The 17,319-nt window shown below is 68.8% G+C and carries 13 protein-coding genes; 9 read left to right on the top strand and 4 right to left on the bottom strand.

Annotated elements, in window-relative coordinates:
• Positions 1-10 precede the first annotated feature (10 nt).
• The 6 genes from sufC (at position 11) to U5817_RS07525 (ending at position 4,670) form a co-directional block, all read left to right on the top strand.
• Complete coding sequence (gene sufC / locus U5817_RS07500) at positions 11-793, top strand: Fe-S cluster assembly ATPase SufC (RefSeq protein WP_169132198.1); 783 nt, start codon at positions 11-13, stop codon at positions 791-793.
• On the top strand, positions 790-2,109 hold the full coding sequence (gene sufD / locus U5817_RS07505; RefSeq protein WP_407280228.1) for a Fe-S cluster assembly protein SufD: 1,320 nt from the start codon (positions 790-792) through the stop codon (positions 2,107-2,109). Before sufC ends, sufD begins: the two co-directional genes overlap by 4 nt.
• 11 nt (positions 2,110-2,120) lie before the next feature.
• Positions 2,121-3,401, top strand: coding sequence for a cysteine desulfurase (locus tag U5817_RS07510; protein ID WP_407281035.1), 1,281 nt, complete (start codon positions 2,121-2,123; stop codon positions 3,399-3,401).
• Complete coding sequence (gene sufU, locus U5817_RS07515) at positions 3,394-3,855, top strand: Fe-S cluster assembly sulfur transfer protein SufU (protein ID WP_407280229.1); 462 nt, start codon at positions 3,394-3,396, stop codon at positions 3,853-3,855. The genes U5817_RS07510 and sufU overlap by 8 nt, the downstream gene beginning before the upstream one ends.
• A 117-nt stretch (positions 3,856-3,972) precedes the next feature.
• Complete coding sequence (locus U5817_RS07520; RefSeq protein WP_169132192.1) at positions 3,973-4,347, top strand: SUF system Fe-S cluster assembly protein; 375 nt, start codon at positions 3,973-3,975, stop codon at positions 4,345-4,347.
• Positions 4,347-4,670, top strand: coding sequence for a non-heme iron oxygenase ferredoxin subunit (locus U5817_RS07525; protein ID WP_169132193.1), 324 nt, complete (start codon positions 4,347-4,349; stop codon positions 4,668-4,670). The genes U5817_RS07520 and U5817_RS07525 overlap by 1 nt, the downstream gene beginning before the upstream one ends.
• 182 nt (positions 4,671-4,852) lie before the next feature.
• On the opposite strand, the gene U5817_RS07530 is transcribed toward U5817_RS07525, so the two are convergent.
• Entirely contained in the window at positions 4,853-7,036 is a 2,184-nt protein-coding gene (locus U5817_RS07530) for a putative bifunctional diguanylate cyclase/phosphodiesterase (RefSeq protein ID WP_407280231.1), read from the bottom strand.
• Between the two features lie 47 nt (positions 7,037-7,083).
• Entirely contained in the window at positions 7,084-9,240 is a 2,157-nt protein-coding gene (locus U5817_RS07535; RefSeq protein WP_407280233.1) for an HDOD domain-containing protein, read from the bottom strand.
• A 321-nt stretch (positions 9,241-9,561) separates the two neighbouring features.
• Between U5817_RS07535 and U5817_RS07540 the strand changes: the two genes are divergently transcribed.
• On the top strand, positions 9,562-12,273 hold the full coding sequence (locus U5817_RS07540; protein ID WP_407280235.1) for a cation-translocating P-type ATPase: 2,712 nt from the start codon (positions 9,562-9,564) through the stop codon (positions 12,271-12,273).
• A 117-nt stretch (positions 12,274-12,390) separates the two neighbouring features.
• Here U5817_RS07540 and U5817_RS07545 read toward each other — a convergent pair whose 3' ends face one another.
• Together U5817_RS07545 and U5817_RS07550 are read right to left on the bottom strand one after the other, a co-directional pair.
• Positions 12,391-13,038: a phosphoribosyltransferase gene (locus U5817_RS07545; RefSeq protein WP_407280237.1), complete on the bottom strand. Its 648-nt coding sequence runs from the start codon at positions 13,036-13,038 to the stop codon at positions 12,391-12,393.
• 84 nt (positions 13,039-13,122) lie between these two features.
• A complete protein-coding gene (locus U5817_RS07550) occupies positions 13,123-14,019 on the bottom strand; it encodes a TetR/AcrR family transcriptional regulator (protein ID WP_407280238.1) in 897 nt (298 codons plus the stop codon).
• A 461-nt stretch (positions 14,020-14,480) separates the two neighbouring features.
• On the opposite strand from U5817_RS07550, the gene U5817_RS07555 reads away from it, so the two are divergent.
• Together U5817_RS07555 and U5817_RS07560 are read left to right on the top strand one after the other, a co-directional pair.
• A complete protein-coding gene (locus tag U5817_RS07555) occupies positions 14,481-15,518 on the top strand; it encodes a branched-chain amino acid ABC transporter permease (RefSeq protein WP_407280240.1) in 1,038 nt (345 codons plus the stop codon).
• The gene (locus U5817_RS07560) at positions 15,515-17,317 is read left to right on the top strand and encodes an ABC transporter permease subunit (protein ID WP_407279531.1); all 1,803 of its coding nucleotides are present in this window, start codon (positions 15,515-15,517) and stop codon (positions 17,315-17,317) included. Before U5817_RS07555 ends, U5817_RS07560 begins: the two co-directional genes overlap by 4 nt.
• Positions 17,318-17,319: the final 2 nt, after the last annotated feature.

The following is a 17,319-nucleotide window of genomic DNA, read 5'->3' on the forward strand; positions in this document are numbered from 1 at the left end:
GGAGACCGCCATGCTGGAGATCCGCAACCTGCACGTCACGGTCGACGACAAGCCCATCCTGCGAGGACTGGAGCTCGAGGTGCATGCGGGCGAGGTGCACGCGATCATGGGGCCGAACGGTTCGGGCAAGAGCACGCTCGCGCACGTGCTGGCGGGGCGCGAAGGCTATGTCGTGACGCAGGGGGAGGTCCGCTACATGGGGCGCGACCTCCTCGCGCTGGCGCCGGAGGAACGCGCGCGCGAAGGCATCTTCCTCGCATTCCAGTATCCGGTGGAGATCCCGGGGGTCGCGAACATCTATCTGCTGAAGGCGGCGCTCAACGCGATGCGGCGGCACCGCGGCGAGGCCGAGCTCGATGCGGTGGACTTCCTCGCGCTGGTGAAGGGCAAGCTCAGGCTCATGGACATGGACGAGACCCTGCTGTACCGGGCGGTGAACGAGGGCTTCTCGGGTGGCGAGAAGAAGCGCAACGAGATTCTGCAGATGGCCGTGCTGGAGCCGCGCCTGGCGATCCTCGACGAGACCGATTCGGGCCTCGACATCGATGCGCTGAAGGTCGTCGCGAATGGCGTGAATGCGATGCGCGGCCGCGAGCGCGCGATGATCCTCGTGACGCACTACCAGCGCCTGCTCGACTACATCCGGCCCGATCGCGTGCATGTGCTCGCGCAGGGGCGGATCGCGCTGTCGGGCGGGCCGGACCTCGCGCAGGAGCTGGAGCGGCGCGGTTATGCCTGGGTCGAGGCGGAGGCGCGCGGTCAGCAGGCCGGTGCGGCGGGAGGGCAGCGATGAGAGTCGCACCCGCAGAACCCTGCGTGCCGGGATTCCTGTCGGCGTATCCGGCCCTCGCGCCGCGGCTTCCCGGGGCGGCCGTGCCGTGGCTGCGCCGGTGCCGTGACGAGGCGATGGAACGCTTCGCCGCGCTCGGCTTGCCGACGTCTCGCGACGAGGACTGGAAATACACCAGCGTCGCGGCGATCGCGCGGCGGGCGTTCAGGGTGGCGGCGGCGGTCGACTTGTCGGACGAACTGCACGCGATGGTGTCGCGCCATGCGATGGTGGGGACGCACCGAATGGTGTTCGTCGATGGTCATTTCGTGCCGGGATTGTCGCAAGCGATGCCCTTGCCGGCTGGCGCGTGGGTAGGCAGTCTGGCGCAGGCGCTCGATACGCGGGCGGTGGATGCGGAAGCCTTCTTCGCTGCTGCCGACAAGGCGACGGACGGTTTCGCGGCTTTGAACGCCGCGTTCTGGAGCGACGGCGCGTGGATGGATCTGGCCGCGGGCGTCGCGCTCGAAGTGCCGGTGCACCTGCTGTTCGTCACGACGCGAAGCGATCTCGCGGTCTTCCCGCGCAACCTGATCCGGGTCGGAGCAGGCGCCAGCGCGACGGTGATCGAACACCACGTCGGCCCGGAGGGCGTCGCCTACCTCGGCGACACGGTGACGCGCATCGTGCTCGGGCGTGGCGCGCGCGTCGCGCACACGAAGCTGCAGCAGGAGGGCAGGAAGGGGTTCCACGTTGCGGCGGTCGCCGCCGAGCAGGGGCAGGACAGCAGCTTCGTATCGCACGCGTTCGCCTTCGGCGGACAGCTCGCGCGCGCCGCGATCGCGACGCGATTGGGTGCGGAAGGCTGCGATGCGCGGCTTTCCGGCCTGTACGTGGGAAGCGGGCGGCAGCACATCGACCACCACACCTGCATCGACCACGCCAGCCCGCGCGGCACCAGCCGCGAGCTGTACAAGGGCGTGCTCGACGAGGCGGCGCGGGCGGTGTTCAACGGCCGCGTGATCGTACGGCCGGATGCGCAGCGCAGCGACGCGCTGCAGTCGAACCGCAACCTGCTATTGTCGGAGGACGCCGAAGTCGACACCAAGCCGCAGCTCGAGATCTGGGCGGACGACGTGAAATGTGCGCACGGCGCGACCGTCGGCCAACTCGACGCGGATCAGTTGCATTACCTGCGCGCGCGCGGCATCGGCGAAGGCGACGCGCGGGCGCTGCTGATCCGGGCCTTTGCGGCGGACGCGCTCGCGGGCATCGAGCACGGGCCGCTGCGGGTGCGGCTCGAATCGCTGTTGCCGGGTGCGCTGCCCGAGGCGGCGTGAGGAGGACGATGATGCGTGACGACCCGAAGGAACGTGCGGCGCTGGGCAGGGCGGCGAATGCGATCGCTCCGGCGGACGGCATCGCGCGCCGGCGGGCCGATTTTCCCATCCTTGCGCGCACGGTGAACGACCGCCCGCTGGTGTATCTCGACAACGGGGCGACGAGCCAGAAGCCGCAGTGCGTGATCGACGCCGAGGCGCATTACTACGCGCATCTCAACGCCAACGTGCACCGCGGCGTGCATCGTCTGAGCCAGGAGGCGACCGATGCGTACGAGGCCGCCCGCGACATTGCACGGGACTTCATCAACGCCGCGCAGCGCGAGGAGATCGTGTTCGTGCGCGGCACCACGGAGGCGATCAATCTCGTCGCCAACAGCTTCGGGGCGCGTTTCCGCGCCGGCGACGAGATCCTGATCACCGGCATGGAGCACCACTCCAACATCGTGCCGTGGCAGCTCGCGTGCGAGCGCAGCGGGGCGGTGCTGAAGGTGGTGCCCGTGGACGACAGCGGCGAACTCGATGCGGCAGCCTTCGAGTCGCTGCTGTCGCCGCGCACGCGCATCGTCGGGCTGACGCATGTGTCGAACGCGCTGGGCACGATCAATCCGGTACGCGAACTGATCGCGCTGGCGCATGCGCGCGGCGTGCCGGTGCTGCTCGACGGCGCGCAGGCGGTGCCGCATCTGGCGATCGACGTGCAGGCGCTGGATTGCGACTTCTACGCCTTCTCGGGCCACAAGCTGTACGGGCCGACCGGCACCGGCGTGCTGTACGGACGGCGCGCGCTGCTGGAGGCGATGCCGCCGTGGCAGGGCGGCGGCGACATGATCCGCCAGGTGAGCTTCGCGCGCACGACCTACAACGACTTGCCGTACAGGTTCGAGGCCGGAACCCCGAACATCGCCGGGGCGATCGCGTTGGGCGAGGCGATGCGCTACGTGCGCGACCTCGGCCTCGATGCGATCGCGGCCCATGAAAGTGCATTGCTGCGCGATGCGACCGAACGCGCGCGGGCGTTTCCGGGGTTGCGGCTGATCGGCACGGCGCGGGAGAAGGCGGCGATCCTGTCCTTCGTGCTGCAGGACGTGCATGCGCACGACGTCGGCTCCATCCTCGACCACGAGGGCGTGGCCGTGCGCACCGGGCACCACTGCGCGATGCCGCTGATGGAGCGCTTCGGCGTCGCGGCGACGGTGCGGGCGTCGTTCGCGCTGTACAACACGCACGAGGATGTCGCGGCCCTGTTCGCGGCGCTGGAGAAGGTGCGGGAGGTGTTCGGCGATGCCTGAGCTGCGCGACCTGTACCAGGAACTCATCATCGATCACGGCCGTCGGCCGCGCAATTTCGGTGCGCTCGCCGATGCCAACCACAGGGCCGAGGGCTTCAATCCGCTGTGCGGCGACCGCATCACGCTGTTCGTGAAAACGCGCGAGGGCGTGATCGAGGACGTGCGCTTCGAGGGCACGGGCTGCGCGATCTCGACGGCGTCTGCGTCGCTGATGAGCGAGGCGCTGAAGGGCAGGACCGAGGCCGAGGCGCTGGCGCTGTTCGACGGCTTCCATGCGCTGGTCACCGGCCAGGGGGGCGCGGAGCCGCCGCCGCTCGGGAAGCTGGAAGTGCTCGCCGGCGTGGCGGAATTCCCGGCACGCGTGAAGTGCGCGACGCTCGCATGGCACACGCTGCTCGCGGCGCTGCGGGACCAGTCCGTACCGGTGACGACGGAGGGTGAGGAATCGAGATGATTCGGTGGGAGCGGCTTCAGCCGCGAATCGGCGGTATCGCGTGTGGCGCGACCCATTCGCGGCTGAAGCCGCTCCCACGGGAATCTCGGGGCGCAAGGGGAGAGTGAGGGAAGGGTAATGGGCATCTTCGATTGGCTGCATCGCGCCGAGAAGCTGAAGGCCGAAGTGCAACAGGCACCGCCGGTAACCGGCCTGCGGGCCGAGGTGATCGCGGCGCTGCGCACCGTGTACGACCCGGAAATCCCGGTCAATATCTACGATCTGGGCCTGATCTACGGACTCGACGTCGACGAGGAGTCGGGCAAGGTTTCCGTGCGCATGACCCTCACGGCGCCGGGCTGTCCCGTCGCAGAGACTTTTCCGGGTACCGTGCAGTGCGTGGTCGAGGAGGTGTCGGGCGTCAGCGAGGCGAGCGTCGAGCTGGTGTGGGATCCGCCATGGTCGGCAGATCAGATGAGCGAGGCCGCGCGCCTGGAACTGGGGTTGCTGTGATGGCGGACTGGGTCGATGTCGCGAAGCGCGACGAATTCGGCGACGGAACGGTGCGTGTCGTCGCGCTCGACGATGGCCGCGAGGTGGCGGTGTTCAACGTCGGAGGCCGTTTCTACGCGATAGCGGATCGCTGCAGCCACGAGGAGGAGGCCTTGTCCTGGGGCGTCGTCGAGGGCGACGAGGTGATCTGCCCGCGCCACGGCGCGCGTTTTTCGCTGGTGACGGGCGCGGCACTCACGCCGCCTGCGTGCGAGCCGGTCGCGTGCTTCGCGGTGCGTGTGGAAGGTGGCGTCGTGCAGGTCGACGGAGTGTCCGCGCGTTGATGGGGCATCGTCTTCCTCCCCCTTCAAGGGGGAGGTTAGGAGGGGATGGGTTTCGGCGGCGTCTGCCTGACCCATCCCCACCCCAGCCCGGGAGCCTGCGCTTCGCTCCGTCGTTCGGCAGGCGGCGAGCAGTGCTCGCCGAAACCCCTGCCTCACCCCCTTGAAGGGGCGGGGGCGACCCTTCAGGTCGTTTCCATCGCCTGGTGCGCCGCGATGTAGCGCACGATGTCCTCGGGCGGCACCGGCCGGCTGAAGCGGAAGCCCTGCATCACGTCGCAGCCGTGCAGCCGCAATGCGTCGATCTGGCTTTCAGTCTCCACGCCTTCGGCCAGCACGCTGAGCCCGAAGCCGCGCGCAATGCCGACGATCGCGCTGATCACCGGCGACTGGCAACCCGAGGTCTCGAGGTCGCGGACGAAGGACTGGTCGATCTTGATGGTATTGACGGGGAAGCGGCGCAGGTAATTCAGCGACGAGAAGCGCGTGCCGAAGTCGTCGATCGAGATACGCAGGCCGTGCGTGCGCAGCTCCTGCACCTTGGCGATGACGGTTTCGGCGTCATCCATCAGCATGTTTTCGGTGATTTCGATCTCGATGCATTCGGGCGCCAGCTGGTGCGTGCGGATCGGCTGCAGGATGCGCTCGACGATGTCGGCGCGGGTGAATTCGAGCGGCGAAATGTTCACGGCGACCTTCAGGTCGGTGATGCCCTGCTTGATCCAGCTCGCCTGTTGGCGGCAGGCTTCGTTGAGCACCCAGTCGCTGATGGCGAAGATCAGGCCGCCTTCCTCGGCGAGCGGGATGAAGGTGTTGGGGCCCAGCATGCCGCGTTCGGGGTGTTCCCAGCGTACCAGCGCCTCGACGCCGGTGACGCGGCCGCGGCGGATGTCGATCTGCGGCTGGTAGTGCAGCGTGAGCTGGCCGCTTTCGATCGCGATGCGCAGCTCGTTGTCGAGGTCTACGCGCTCGCTGTGGTTGCGGCTCATTTCCGGCGTGTAGCGCAGGAAGCCGTTCTTGCCCTGGGCCTTGACCTGGCACATCGCGATGTCGGCGTCGCGCAACAGGTGGTCCGGCGTTTCGGCGTCGTCGGGGAACACCGCGATGCCGATGCTCGCCGTGCAGCGAAAGTCGCGCCCGCCAACGGTGAAGGGCGTTTTCAGCGCCGTGGTGATCTTCTCCGCGATCGTGCGCACGGCCTCGGCGTCGGCGATGTCGGGCAGCAGGATGGTGAATTCGTCGCCGCTCTGGCGCGACATCGTGTCGCCGGCGCGCAGGCATTCGCGCACGCGACGCGCAAAGCCCTTCAGCAGCTCGTCGCCTTCGAGCTGGCCGTGGGTGTCGTTCACGAGCTTGAAGCGGTCGAGGTCGATGTACATCAGCCCGACCACTTCGCCGCGGCGGCGCGCCTGGCTGATCGCGAGGTTGAGGCGGTCGCGGAACAGCACGCGGTTGGGCAGGCCGGTGAGGAGGTCGTGGTAGGTCTGGTAGCTGATCGTCTCCTCGGCGTGCTTGCGTTCGGTGATGTCGCGCAGCACGCCGGCAGTGCCGATGAAGCGCTTCGCGTCGCCGTCCTCGACTTCCTGCTGGTAGATGCCTTGCGAGCTCAGCATCGCGACGATGGTGCGGTTTTCGAAGCTGCGGACGTCGAGGTTGCGGCAGCGCAGGCGGATTTCCTGGTTGGTCGTCGCGCGCAGGCCGACCCGGCGCTCGGCAAAGGCGCTGCGAGCCTGCTCCAGGTCCATGGGGTGGACAATCACCGAGTAGTGCTTGCCCACGAGCTCGCCGCGGTTGTAGCCGAGCAGGGATTCGATGCGGCGGTTGAGGAAGACGAAGCGGCCTTCCGGGTCGAGCGTGTAGATGATGTCGGGCGAGTATTCGACGAGGAAGCGATGCAGCCGCTCGGACTCTTCGAGGCGCGCGGTCATGCGCGCGTTCTCGCGCTCGAGGCGGCGCCGGCTGATGGCCTTGTCGACCGTCCGGATCAGGTCTTCCGGGTCGGCGTGCTTGCGGATGAATTCGCAGGCGCCGCGCCGCAGGGCGAGGATGGCCGAATCGATCGCGTCGTCGCCGCTGAACACCACCACGGCGGTGTCGATGCCGGCCTCGCCCATCCACGCCATGATCTCGGTGCCGTGCATGTCGGGCAGGTGCAGGTCCAGCACCATGACGTCGATCTCGGTGCTGCCGAGCTGGGCGATTGCGTCGGCGCCGTTGGCGCAGGTGAGGATCTCGCGTCCTTCCGCAGCGAGGAGCGCACCGTAGGCTTCACGTATGCGCGGCTCGTCGTCGACGATCAGCACCCGCGCAACGGTTTGCGCCGCAGGGCCGGGCTTGCCTGCCAGGAACAGGCTCTTGCCAATCTCCATCGAAGTTCTCCGGAGCGAGCGTCACGCATCGCGCTGGCTCGCAAGCATCATGAAACCGGGATGCACGGCAGCAGGAGCGAGAGCGTCGTGCCCACGCCCGCCTTGCTGCGGCATGAAATTCTGCAGCCGATCCTGGCGGCGATGCTGCCCACGATGGACAGGCCATGGCCGCGATCGGCATTGCTGTGCGCCTGATCCGGGAAAGACAGGTTGAGGATTGCCTCCTCGGGCATCCCCGCGCCGCTGTCCTCAATGCGGATCTCGACGTGTCGCCGTCCATTCTGAACGACTCCGTCGAGCACCGAGATGTCAAAGCGCCCACCTCGGGGCGTCGCCTCGGCGGCGTTCTTCCACAGGTTAACGAGGATTTGTTTCAGGCTGTCGGGGTCGCAGGCGGCATTCTCGGTGTCTTCGCCGAGCCGGCTGGTGACGGTGATCCCCCTGTCGCCGAAAAGGGGCGCGCCATACAGGGCGAGGAGTTCGCGGATGAGCGCATTGACCGCCACGGAGGTCGCGGCGCCAGTCGCCGTCGGCACCTCGTTCATGCGCCGCACGATGCCGGCGACGCGGTCGATCTCTTCGCGCAGCACATCGAGCTCGTGCCGCACCTCGCTGTTTTCCGGCAGTTTCTGGTCGAGGATGCGCAGGTAGCTCTTGATGATCCCGAGCGGATTGCCGGCCTCGTGCACGATGCGCCGCGCCTGGCGGCGGAAGGCGGCTGCCGCTTCGTCCTCGGCTTGCCTGCGCGAGGCGGTGGCGTCCTGCCATGCCTCGACACACACGCCGCCAATACGGCCGAAGTTGAGCAGCCAGGGGGTGCGGCGCCTGAGTCGCGCGTCGGCCGCGTGGCCGAGGGCGAACAGCATCACGCCGACGGTGCGGCGCTTGCCGACCATCGGCACGGCGAGTACGCCTTCGCTGTCGAAGGCGCGCGCGAGCTGGCGGTCGAGCAGGGACTCGCGTGCCGGCCGCGCATCGTCGAAGCTGCTGCGCACTTCACGCTCGGCGATCGCGCGCGTGGCGAGCCCCGCATCGGTCCCCCGCGGGACGTGCGTCTGGCGGAAGATGGCGGCCTGGCCCGTGATTTCCCTGCCGCTGAGGTCGCCCGATTCCCGGTCGATGAGCAGGAAGCCCATGCGCGGCAGTTCGAACAGGATGCGCGCGGATTCGCGCAGGGCGTTCAGTAGTTCGGTTTCACTCGTCAGTTCGTGCAGGTCCTGCTGCAGTGGGTGCATTACTGCCATGTCGCGGACGCGCTCGGCCAGGGCGCGGTCCGCTTCATGCGGCGCATGCGCAGGTGCGAGGACCGTCACTTTTGGGAGCGTGCGCTGCGCCGGGGCGTCGTCGGGTTCGGGCCGCGCCGTGATCCCCATGGCGGTGGCGATAACCTGCACGTGGTCGAGGGCACGGGTCAGGATGCGCCCGGGGTCGAAACTCGAATCGGTGCCGAAGAGCGTCGTGGCGAGTTCCTCGAAGGGCTCAAGGCCGCGCACGCCGCGCGCGAGCACGTCGGCGAACCACACGAGGCGGGGCAGGTTCGATGCGGTGGCGATTTCCTCGGCGCTCGCGTGATGGAACAGGATTGCGTCGGCGAGTCCGCTGTCCAGCTGCCATTGGTCGGCGAGCCAGGCGCCCACCTCGCAGTGTTCCGTGGACAGGCTGGTGCGTTCGAGCTCGGTCAGCTTGTCTTCATCTCCCGTCTGCGACAGCAGCCAGGCGTACTGTTCCCCCAGCGCGGAGATGAGCACGAGCTGTCCCACGTCGTGCAGGAGTCCGGCGAGATAGGCCTCTCCGGGATGCGGATAACCGGTTGCGGCCGCCAGGGCGCGGCTGGTTTCGGCCACCAGCAGCGAGTGATGCCAGAAATCGGTGAGATCGGCAGCGACTGTGCCGGGGTCGGTGTCGAACAGGCGCTTGACCACGAGGCAGGTGGCCATCGCGCGCACCATGCGGATTCCGAGCAGCGAGACGCAGGACTTGATGTCGCTCGCCGGCGTGCTGCGGTAGTGCGCTGCCGAATTGGCGGCGGTCAGGATGCGGGCGCTCAGGGCGGGATCCTGGCTTACGACGGCGGCGAGTGAATCGATGGTCGACGATTCGTCGTCCAGCAGCTGTATCAGGCGCAACAAGACCTGCGGCAACGGAGGAACGTTCGCGCCTTCGATTGCAGCCGTGACGGTTTGCGGAAGTTGAAGATCGCGCATTGGCCGGATTATCCGATCGTCGATGACCACTGTCCGTTATGGGGGCTGCCGACTACCCGCTTCGCCGGGGCCGAGGCCGCATTGTTACGACATGTCGACAGTAGCCTGTAAGTGATAGTAACGGAAGAGGCGGCGTCTGCGCGGGCGTGAACCGGGCCTGATGGCGCTTGTTTTGTTGAAGTGTGCAATTTTCACGCGGATTCGGCCCCCTCTGGCATTGCGCAACGGCGATCGCGATCCATGCTGGAAACAGGTCGCAGGGCCGAAAGGGGCGGTCGCGGGCAGGCGGCGCCTGCGGCAGGAGACGGACCGGGGACAAGGATGGACATCTGGCGCGGACAGGTCGAGGACGTGCTGGCGGGGCTCGGAACGGGGCGCGATGGCCTGGGCGTCGCCGAGGCCGCGCGTCGTCTTGCAACCTTCGGCCGCAATCGCGTCGAGGCCCGTCCGCGGCAGCTGCTTGCGCTGCGCTTCGCGCGCGAATTCACCCATTTCTTCGCGATCATCCTGTGGCTTGCCGCGGCGCTTGCCCTGATCGCCCACCGGTTCGATCCGGGGCAGGGCATGGGTGCGCTGGCCGCCGCGATCGTCGGTGTGATCTTCGTGAACGGATGTTTTTCGTTCTGGCAGGAGTACCGCGCCGAGCGGGCGATCGAGGCGCTGGCGGCGCTGCTGCCGCAGCGCGCGCTGGTCTGCCGCGACGGGGCGCTGGAGACGGTGCTGGCGCAGGATCTCGTGCCGGGCGACGTGATCGTGCTGGAAGCGGGCGACAACGTGCCGGCCGACTGCCGCGTGATCGAAGCACAGGGCCTGCGCGTGAATGCCGCGACGGTGACGGGCGAGTCGCGGCCGGTGGGACGGGGGGCCGAACCGGTGGAGGCCGCGCGCGCCGAGGACGCGCGCAACCTCTTGCTCGCGGGGACCTCCGTCGTGGCCGGACACGCGCGGGCGGTGGTATTCGCGACCGGCATGCACACGGAGTTCGGCCGCATTGCGCACCTCAGCCAGCACACGGAGGAACGGCCGTCACCGCTGGCGCTGGAGATCGCGCGCCTGTCGCGGCTGGTCGCTCTGGCGGCGACGGCGCTGGGTGCGGTGTTCTTCTTCGTCGGGCGCGCGATCGGCGTGCCTTTCTGGGACAGCGCGCTGTTCGCGATCGCGATCATCGTCGCCAACGTGCCCGAGGGGCTGATGCCGACCGTGACGCTGTCCCTCGCGATGGCGACGCAGCGCATGGCGCGGCGCAATGCGCTGGTGCGCCACCTGCCGGCGGTCGAGGCGCTCGGCGCGACGACGGTGATCTGCACGGACAAGACCGGGACGCTGACCGAGAACCGCATGCGCGTCGTGAGTCTGCTGGCCGGGGGGCGGGAGCGGACGCCGCGCCCGGCGGGGGCGGAGGGGGCAAACGGGGCGGGCGTGACGGCGGAGCTGGCGGGATGGCTGGCGGTTGCGGCGGGGTGCCACAGCCTGCGGCCCGATGCAGACGTGGAGGGCGGCTACGCGGGCGATCCGATGGAGGTTGCGCTGGTCGAGTGCGCCACGGCATGGGGTGTGCGGGAGTCGGGCAGGCGGGTGGGCGAACTGCCGTTCGAGACGGGGCGCAACCGCATGTCGGTGGCCGTGGAGGGTGATGGCGAGGTCTGGTTGCTGTGCAAGGGGGCGCCGGAGGTCGTCGTGCCGCGCTGCGTGCTGCAGCGCGCATCCGATGGCGGGACCGTTGCGGTGGACGCGGACGCCGTGCGCAGCGCGCTCGATGCGATGGCGCGACGCGGCCTGCGGGTGATCGCGCTGGCGCGGCGCCGGCTCGATATCGGTGAGACGGTCGCCGACGATAGGGCCAAAGACGAGGCCGAGCGGGACCTGATCCTTGAAGGCCTCGCCGGCATCGAGGATCCGCCGCGGCCGGACGTGCGCGAGGCGGTGGCCCGCTGCCGCGAGGCGGGCATCCGCGTGATCATGGTGACCGGGGATTACCCCGCAACGGCCGTCGCGATCGGGCGCGAGATCGGTCTCACCGGAGAGGCGCCACGGGTTTTGCGCGGCGAGGACGTCGCGCGCATGAATGCGGCGCAGCTCGCGCTGGCGCTCGACAGTCCCGAGGTGATCTGCGCGCGTGTCACGGCGGAGCACAAGCTGCGCGTCGTGCAGGCCCTGCAACGGCGCGGAGACGTGGTCGCGGTGACGGGCGACGGCGTGAATGATGCGCCGGCGCTGCGGGCGGCGGACATCGGCATCGCAATGGGGCGCGGCGGCACCGATGTGGCGAAGGAGGCGGCGGACATGGTGCTGCTGGACGACCACTTCGCGACCATCGTCAGCGCGATCGAGGAAGGGCGTGCGGTGTTTGATAACCTGCGCAAGTTCCTTACTTACATCCTGACGTCCAACATTCCCGAACTGGTCCCGTGCCTGGTGTTCGTGTTGCTGCGCGTGCCCCTGCCGCTGACGGTGATCCAGATCCTGGCGGTCGACCTCGGCACCGACATGCTGCCGGCGCTCGCGCTCGGCGCCGAACCGCCGTCGCCGGGGCTGATGCAGCGGCCGCCGCGCCCGCGCAGCGCGCGCCTGGTGGACGGGGCGCTGGTCGCGCGGGCCTACCTGTTCCTCGGTGTACTGGAGTCGGCGGCGTCGCTCGCCGTGTTCTTCGGCGTGCTCGCGGCGGGCGGCTGGGTGCGCGGCGAGGGGCTGGGCAGGCTGGACCCGCTGTACCTCGAGGCGACCACGGCCTGCCTGGCGACGATCGTCGTGATGCAGGTCGCGAACCTGTTCCTGTGCCGCAATGCGCGGCAGGCTGCCTGGCCCCTGGGGCTGGGGGCGAATCGGCTGCTGCTGTGGGGACTGGGGTTCGAGCTCGTGCTGATCGCTGCGATCGTGTACCTCCCCGTCGGCAACGCCATCTTCGGCACCGCGCCGCTGGATGCCACGACCTGGATATGGATGCTGCCGCTGGCGCTCGCGATGGTGGCGCTCGAGGAGGGGCGCAAGGCGTGGCTGCGGCGTGGGGCGCAGCGTGGTCAACCCGAAAACTGAGTACCGTCCGGGCTGAGCCTGTCGAAGCCCTGGCAGCGCCCTTCGACAGGCTCAGGGCGAACGGTGGTATCGGATTGCCGGTTTGTAATCGCGTCGCGGGGATCGGTGCGCTTGCGGTTACGGGCGGGGCGCAGGCCGGCGGTAGTCGCGCAGCAGGCGCAAGGCCTCCTCGTCCTCGACCTGCGTGAAATCGCCGTAGAAGCCGCTGATGCCACCCAGCCAAGTCGGCTTGAGCACGCATTCGACGCTGTCGCAGTGGCGGGCGAGGGTGTCCAGCGTGTCGGGCGGGGCCACCGGGACGGCGACGATCAGCTCGTGCGGTTGCTTCGCGCGGATCACGTGCAGGGCCGCGAGCATGGTCGCGCCGGTCGCCACGCCGTCGTCGGTGACGATGACCGAGCGGCCCGCGATTTCCGCTGCGGGGCGCACGGCGCGGAAGCGTTCCTTGCGCCGGTCGATCTCGGCGATCTGGTGTGCGCGTTCGCGCTCGAGGTAATCGTCATCGATTCCGACGACCGAGCGCGCATAGTCGGCGAGGTACTCCTCGCCGTCCTCGCCGATCGCGCCGACCGCGAGTTCAGGGTCGTAGCGGGCGCGCAGCTTGCGGGCGAGCACCACGTCCAGTTCTGCGCCGAGTTCGCGCGCGAGCACGGCGCCTGTGACGACGCCACCGCGCGGAATCGCCAGCACGAGCGGATCCTTCAGCGGGCGTCCCTTGAGCTTCGCCGCGAGCTGGCGCGCGGCGTCTTCCCTGTCCTTGAACATGGCCGTCTCCGATCATCCATTTCAGTTATGGAGGATCGCGGCGGAAAGGCAAGGAAACGGGGTTTCTACCCCGCGAGTTGGCGTTCAGGACGGCTCGACGCCGCGGCGGACCATCTCGACCATCTCATCGGCGATCTGCTGCGGGGTGCGGCGGCCTTCGCGGTACCACAGGTACACCCAGTTCATGCCGCCGAGCAGGAACAGGCGCAGCAGCGAGCGGTCGGTGCCGGCGGCGACGGGCAGGGCGTTGACCAGATCGCGGAACAGTTGCTCGTAGGCTTCGCGCGCGGGCTGGATCTTGGCGAGGAGCTCCTGGTTGCCGACGAGCGCGAGGTTGTGCCCGGTGATGCGTTCGACCGCCGGGCCTTCGATCATCTGCGCGACGTGCACCTCGCAGGCGCGGCGCAGGCGCTCCCAGGGATCGGAAAGCGCTGCGATCTCCCTTGTGATCGTGCTCATCACGCGCTGGAAGCCTTCGCGGTGCACCGCGAGGTAGAGCTCGTCCTTGGAGGCGAAGTGGTGGTAGACGGAGCCGGGCAGCAGGCCGACCTTGCGCGCGATGTCGCGGATCGAGCTGCGGTCGTAGCCCTGCTCGGAGAAGAGTTCGGCGGCGGCGTTGAGGATGATCTGGCGGCGGTCGAGCGGTTCGTCCTTGTCGCCCGCGCCGTCGCCGGCGGAGCTGGCGAGTTGCGCGCTGAGCGTGCCGCGTTCGAGGAGTTCGCGCTGGTTGTCGGTGAGCGTCGCGAGGCCTTCCGGGGTGGCATCCACGAGTGCCTGCAGGCGCTTGGCGGTGGTCTCCAGGCCGTGCTTCTGCCAGATGTAGCGTACGCCGGACGCGGAGATCGTCAGCCCGGTGCGGCGCAGGCGTTCCGCGACGGCGGCCTGCCCGAGTTCGGGTTCCTCGCGCGACAGCCGCAGGATCTCGGCCTCGGTCGAGGAAGGAGGCGAATCGTCGTGGGCGGCGGCTGAAGCGGATGTCATCAGGGGCGGGCTGGAAGCGGTTGTCGGGCGGAAATCATAGCGCGCAGGGCGCCGGGCTGCATGTCCCGGGGTGGAGTGCGGGGCGCGAGCGGCGGCTCCGCGTATTCCTCGGCGGTAATTAGACTACTTGAACAAGTGTTTGACAAGTCTGTGCGATGTCTGTAGCTTGATCGGGCACCGTCAGGATCTGCGCCTGCGGGAGCAAGACTCGAGAGCGGCCACAGAGACCGCCATCCGCCGCACCCGCTTGGGGGCGGCCAAAAGACGGAGACAACACGCAATGACCACCACCCCTGCCGCCGCGCCCCGTGCCGGCGAACCCTCGCCCTTGCCTCATCCCCATCCCGCGCGCGATCCGCTTGCCCGGACGTCGCCGACGTCCGCCTAGCCGCCGCCGGCGCGCTTCCTTCCTTTCATCTCATGCGTTTCCGCGCCTCGACGCGGACGGCCGGGGTTTGCCCATGGATATTCAGATAGCGCTGTTGCTCGCACAGGACGGCATCACCAACGGTGCGATCTATGCGCTGCTCGCGCTCGCGCTGGTGCTGGTGTTTGCCGTGACGCGGGTGATCTTCATTCCGCAGGGGGAGTTCGTCGCCTATGGCGCGCTGACCCTGGTCATGATCCAGGCCGGCCACGTGCCGGCGACGCTGTGGCTGCTCGTCGGCGCCGGGGTGCTCGCGGCCGTGGTCGATGCCCGCGGCGCACTCGCCAGCGGCCAGAAGGGGCGGCTCGCGGGCGTGCTGGCGTGGAACGCCGGCTACCCGCTGGTGCTCGCGGCGCTGCTCTACCTGCTGCCGCTCGCCACACTCCCGCTCGCCGTGCAGGTGCTGCTCGCGCTGCTCGTGATCGTGCCGATGGGGCCGCTGATGTACCGCCTCATCTACCAGCCGATCGCCGCCGCCCCGGTGCTGATCCTGCTGATCGTCTCGGTCGCCGTGCACGTGGGCATGGTGGGCCTCGGCTTACTCTTCTTCGGCGCCGAAGGCTCGCGCACCCCGGCCTTCTCGGAAGCGCGCTTCGAGCTCGGCCCGATGATGGTCACCGGCCAGACCATCTGGGTCGTCGCCGCCTCCATCGTGCTCATCGTCGCCCTGTACCAGTTCTTCGGCCGCACCATCTACGGCAAGGCGCTGCGCGCGACCGCGATGAACCGCAACGGCGCGCGCCTGATGGGCATCTCGCCCGCGCTCGCCGGGCGGCTCACCTTCCTGCTCGCGGCCCTCATCGGCGCGCTCTCGGGCGTGCTGATCGCCCCCATCACCACCATCTACTACGACACCGGCTTCCTCATCGGCCTGAAGGGGTTTGTCGCCGCCATCGTCGGCGGGCTCGCGAGCTACCCGATCGCCGCCGCCGGCGCCGTGCTGGTCGGCCTGCTCGAAGCCTTCAGCTCCTTCTGGGCCAGCGCCTACAAGGAAGTCATCGTGTTCACGCTCATCATCCCGGTGCTGCTGTGGCGCTCGCTCACCAGCCACCACGTGGAGGAAGAGGAATGAAGCCCGCACTCTCCCCGCGCGTCGTGCTCGGCGCCTTCATGCTCGTGCTGCTGGTGGCGCCGCTCGTGATGCCGCCCTTCTACGTCACGCTCCTGAACTACATCGGCCTGTACGCGCTGGTGGCCCTCGGCCTCGTGCTGCTCACCGGCGTGGGTGGCCTCACCAGCTTCGGCCAGGCTGCCTTCGTGGGCCTGGGCGCCTACACCACCGCGGTGCTCACCACCGCGACCGAACTGCCCGCCTGGCTCGCCTGGGCGGGCGGCTCGCCCTGGCTCGCGCTCGGCGTGGGCCTGGTGTTCACTGCCACCGTCGCCTTCGTCCTCGGCTCGCTCACGCTGAAGCTCTCCGGCCACTACCTGCCGCTGGGCACCATCGCCTGGGGCATCAGCCTGTACTTCCTCTTCGGCACCCTCGAGACCCTGGGCGGCCACACGGGGCTGACCGGCATCCCGCCCATCGCGCTCTTCGGCTTCGAGCTCACCGAAGGCCGCCACATCTTCTACCTCATCTGGGTCTTCCTGCTCGCGGCGGTGTTCACCACCCAGAACCTGCTCGACTCGCGCGAAGGCCGCGCCATCCGCGCCTTGAAGGGCGGCATGGTGATGGCCGAGGCGATGGGCGTGGATACCGCGCGTTCGCGCATGGTCATCTTCGTCATCGCCGCGCTGCACGCCTGTGCCTCGGGCTGGCTCTACGCGCACCTGCAGCGCTTCGTGAACCCCACCCCCTTCGGTCTGCACATCGGCATCGAGTACCTCTTTATGGCCGTGGTGGGCGGCGCCGGCCAGGTATGGGGCGCGCTGCTGGGGGCGGGCGTCATCACCATCGTCAAGCAGTGGCTGCAGGACATCCTGCCGCAGCTCTTCGGCCAGAGCGGCAACTTCGAGGTGATCGTCTTCGGCCTGATGATGATTGTGATCCTGCAGCGTGCGCGCGAAGGCCTGTGGCCGATCTTCGCCCGCCTCGTGCCGGTGAAGGTGACCCGGCGCACGCTCGACGCCGCGGCCGAGCCGCTGCCGAAGAAACCGCTGCCCGCGCGCGGGGAGGTGATCCTCGAAGCGAAGGAGGTCACGAGGAAGTTCGGCGGCCTGGTGGCCAACAACGCCATGAGCCTCAGCGTGAAGGCGGGCGAGATCCTCGCTCTGATCGGCCCCAACGGCGCGGGCAAGAGCACCATGTTCAACCAGATCTCGGGCGTCGACACCCCGACCTCGGGCGAGGTGCTGTTCCTCGGCAAGCCGGTCGCCGGGCGCGGCTCGCGCGAGATCGCCAGGATGGGCATGAGCCGCACCTTCCAGCACGTGAAGCTGCTGCCGACCATGAGCGTGCTGGAGAACGTCGCCATCGGCGCCCACATGCGCGGCGACAAGGGCGTGTTCCCCGCCGCCTGGCGCCTCGACCGCGCCGAAGAGGCGCGCCTCCTGAACGAAGCGGCGCGCCAGATCGAGCGCGTGGGCCTCGCCGAGCACATGTTCGACGCTGCCGGCAGCCTCGCGCTGGGCCAGCAGCGCATCCTCGAGATCGCCCGCGCGCTCGCCGCCGACCCCTGCCTGCTGCTGCTCGACGAGCCGGCCGCGGGCCTGCGCTTCAAGGAGAAGCAGGCGCTCGCCGAGCTCCTCAGGAAGCTCAGGGGCGAAGGCATGGGGATTCTCCTCGTCGAGCACGACATGGACTTCGTCATGGGGCTCGTGGATCGCGTGGTGGTGATGGAGTTCGGCCAGAAGATCGCCGAAGGCCTGCCCGAGGAAGTGCAGCAGAACCCCGCGGTGCTCGAAGCCTATCTCGGAGGTGTGGAATGAAC

This window comes from Aromatoleum evansii, assembly GCF_045689615.1.
In the GTDB taxonomy this organism is placed as follows: domain Bacteria; phylum Pseudomonadota; class Gammaproteobacteria; order Burkholderiales; family Rhodocyclaceae; genus Aromatoleum; species Aromatoleum evansii.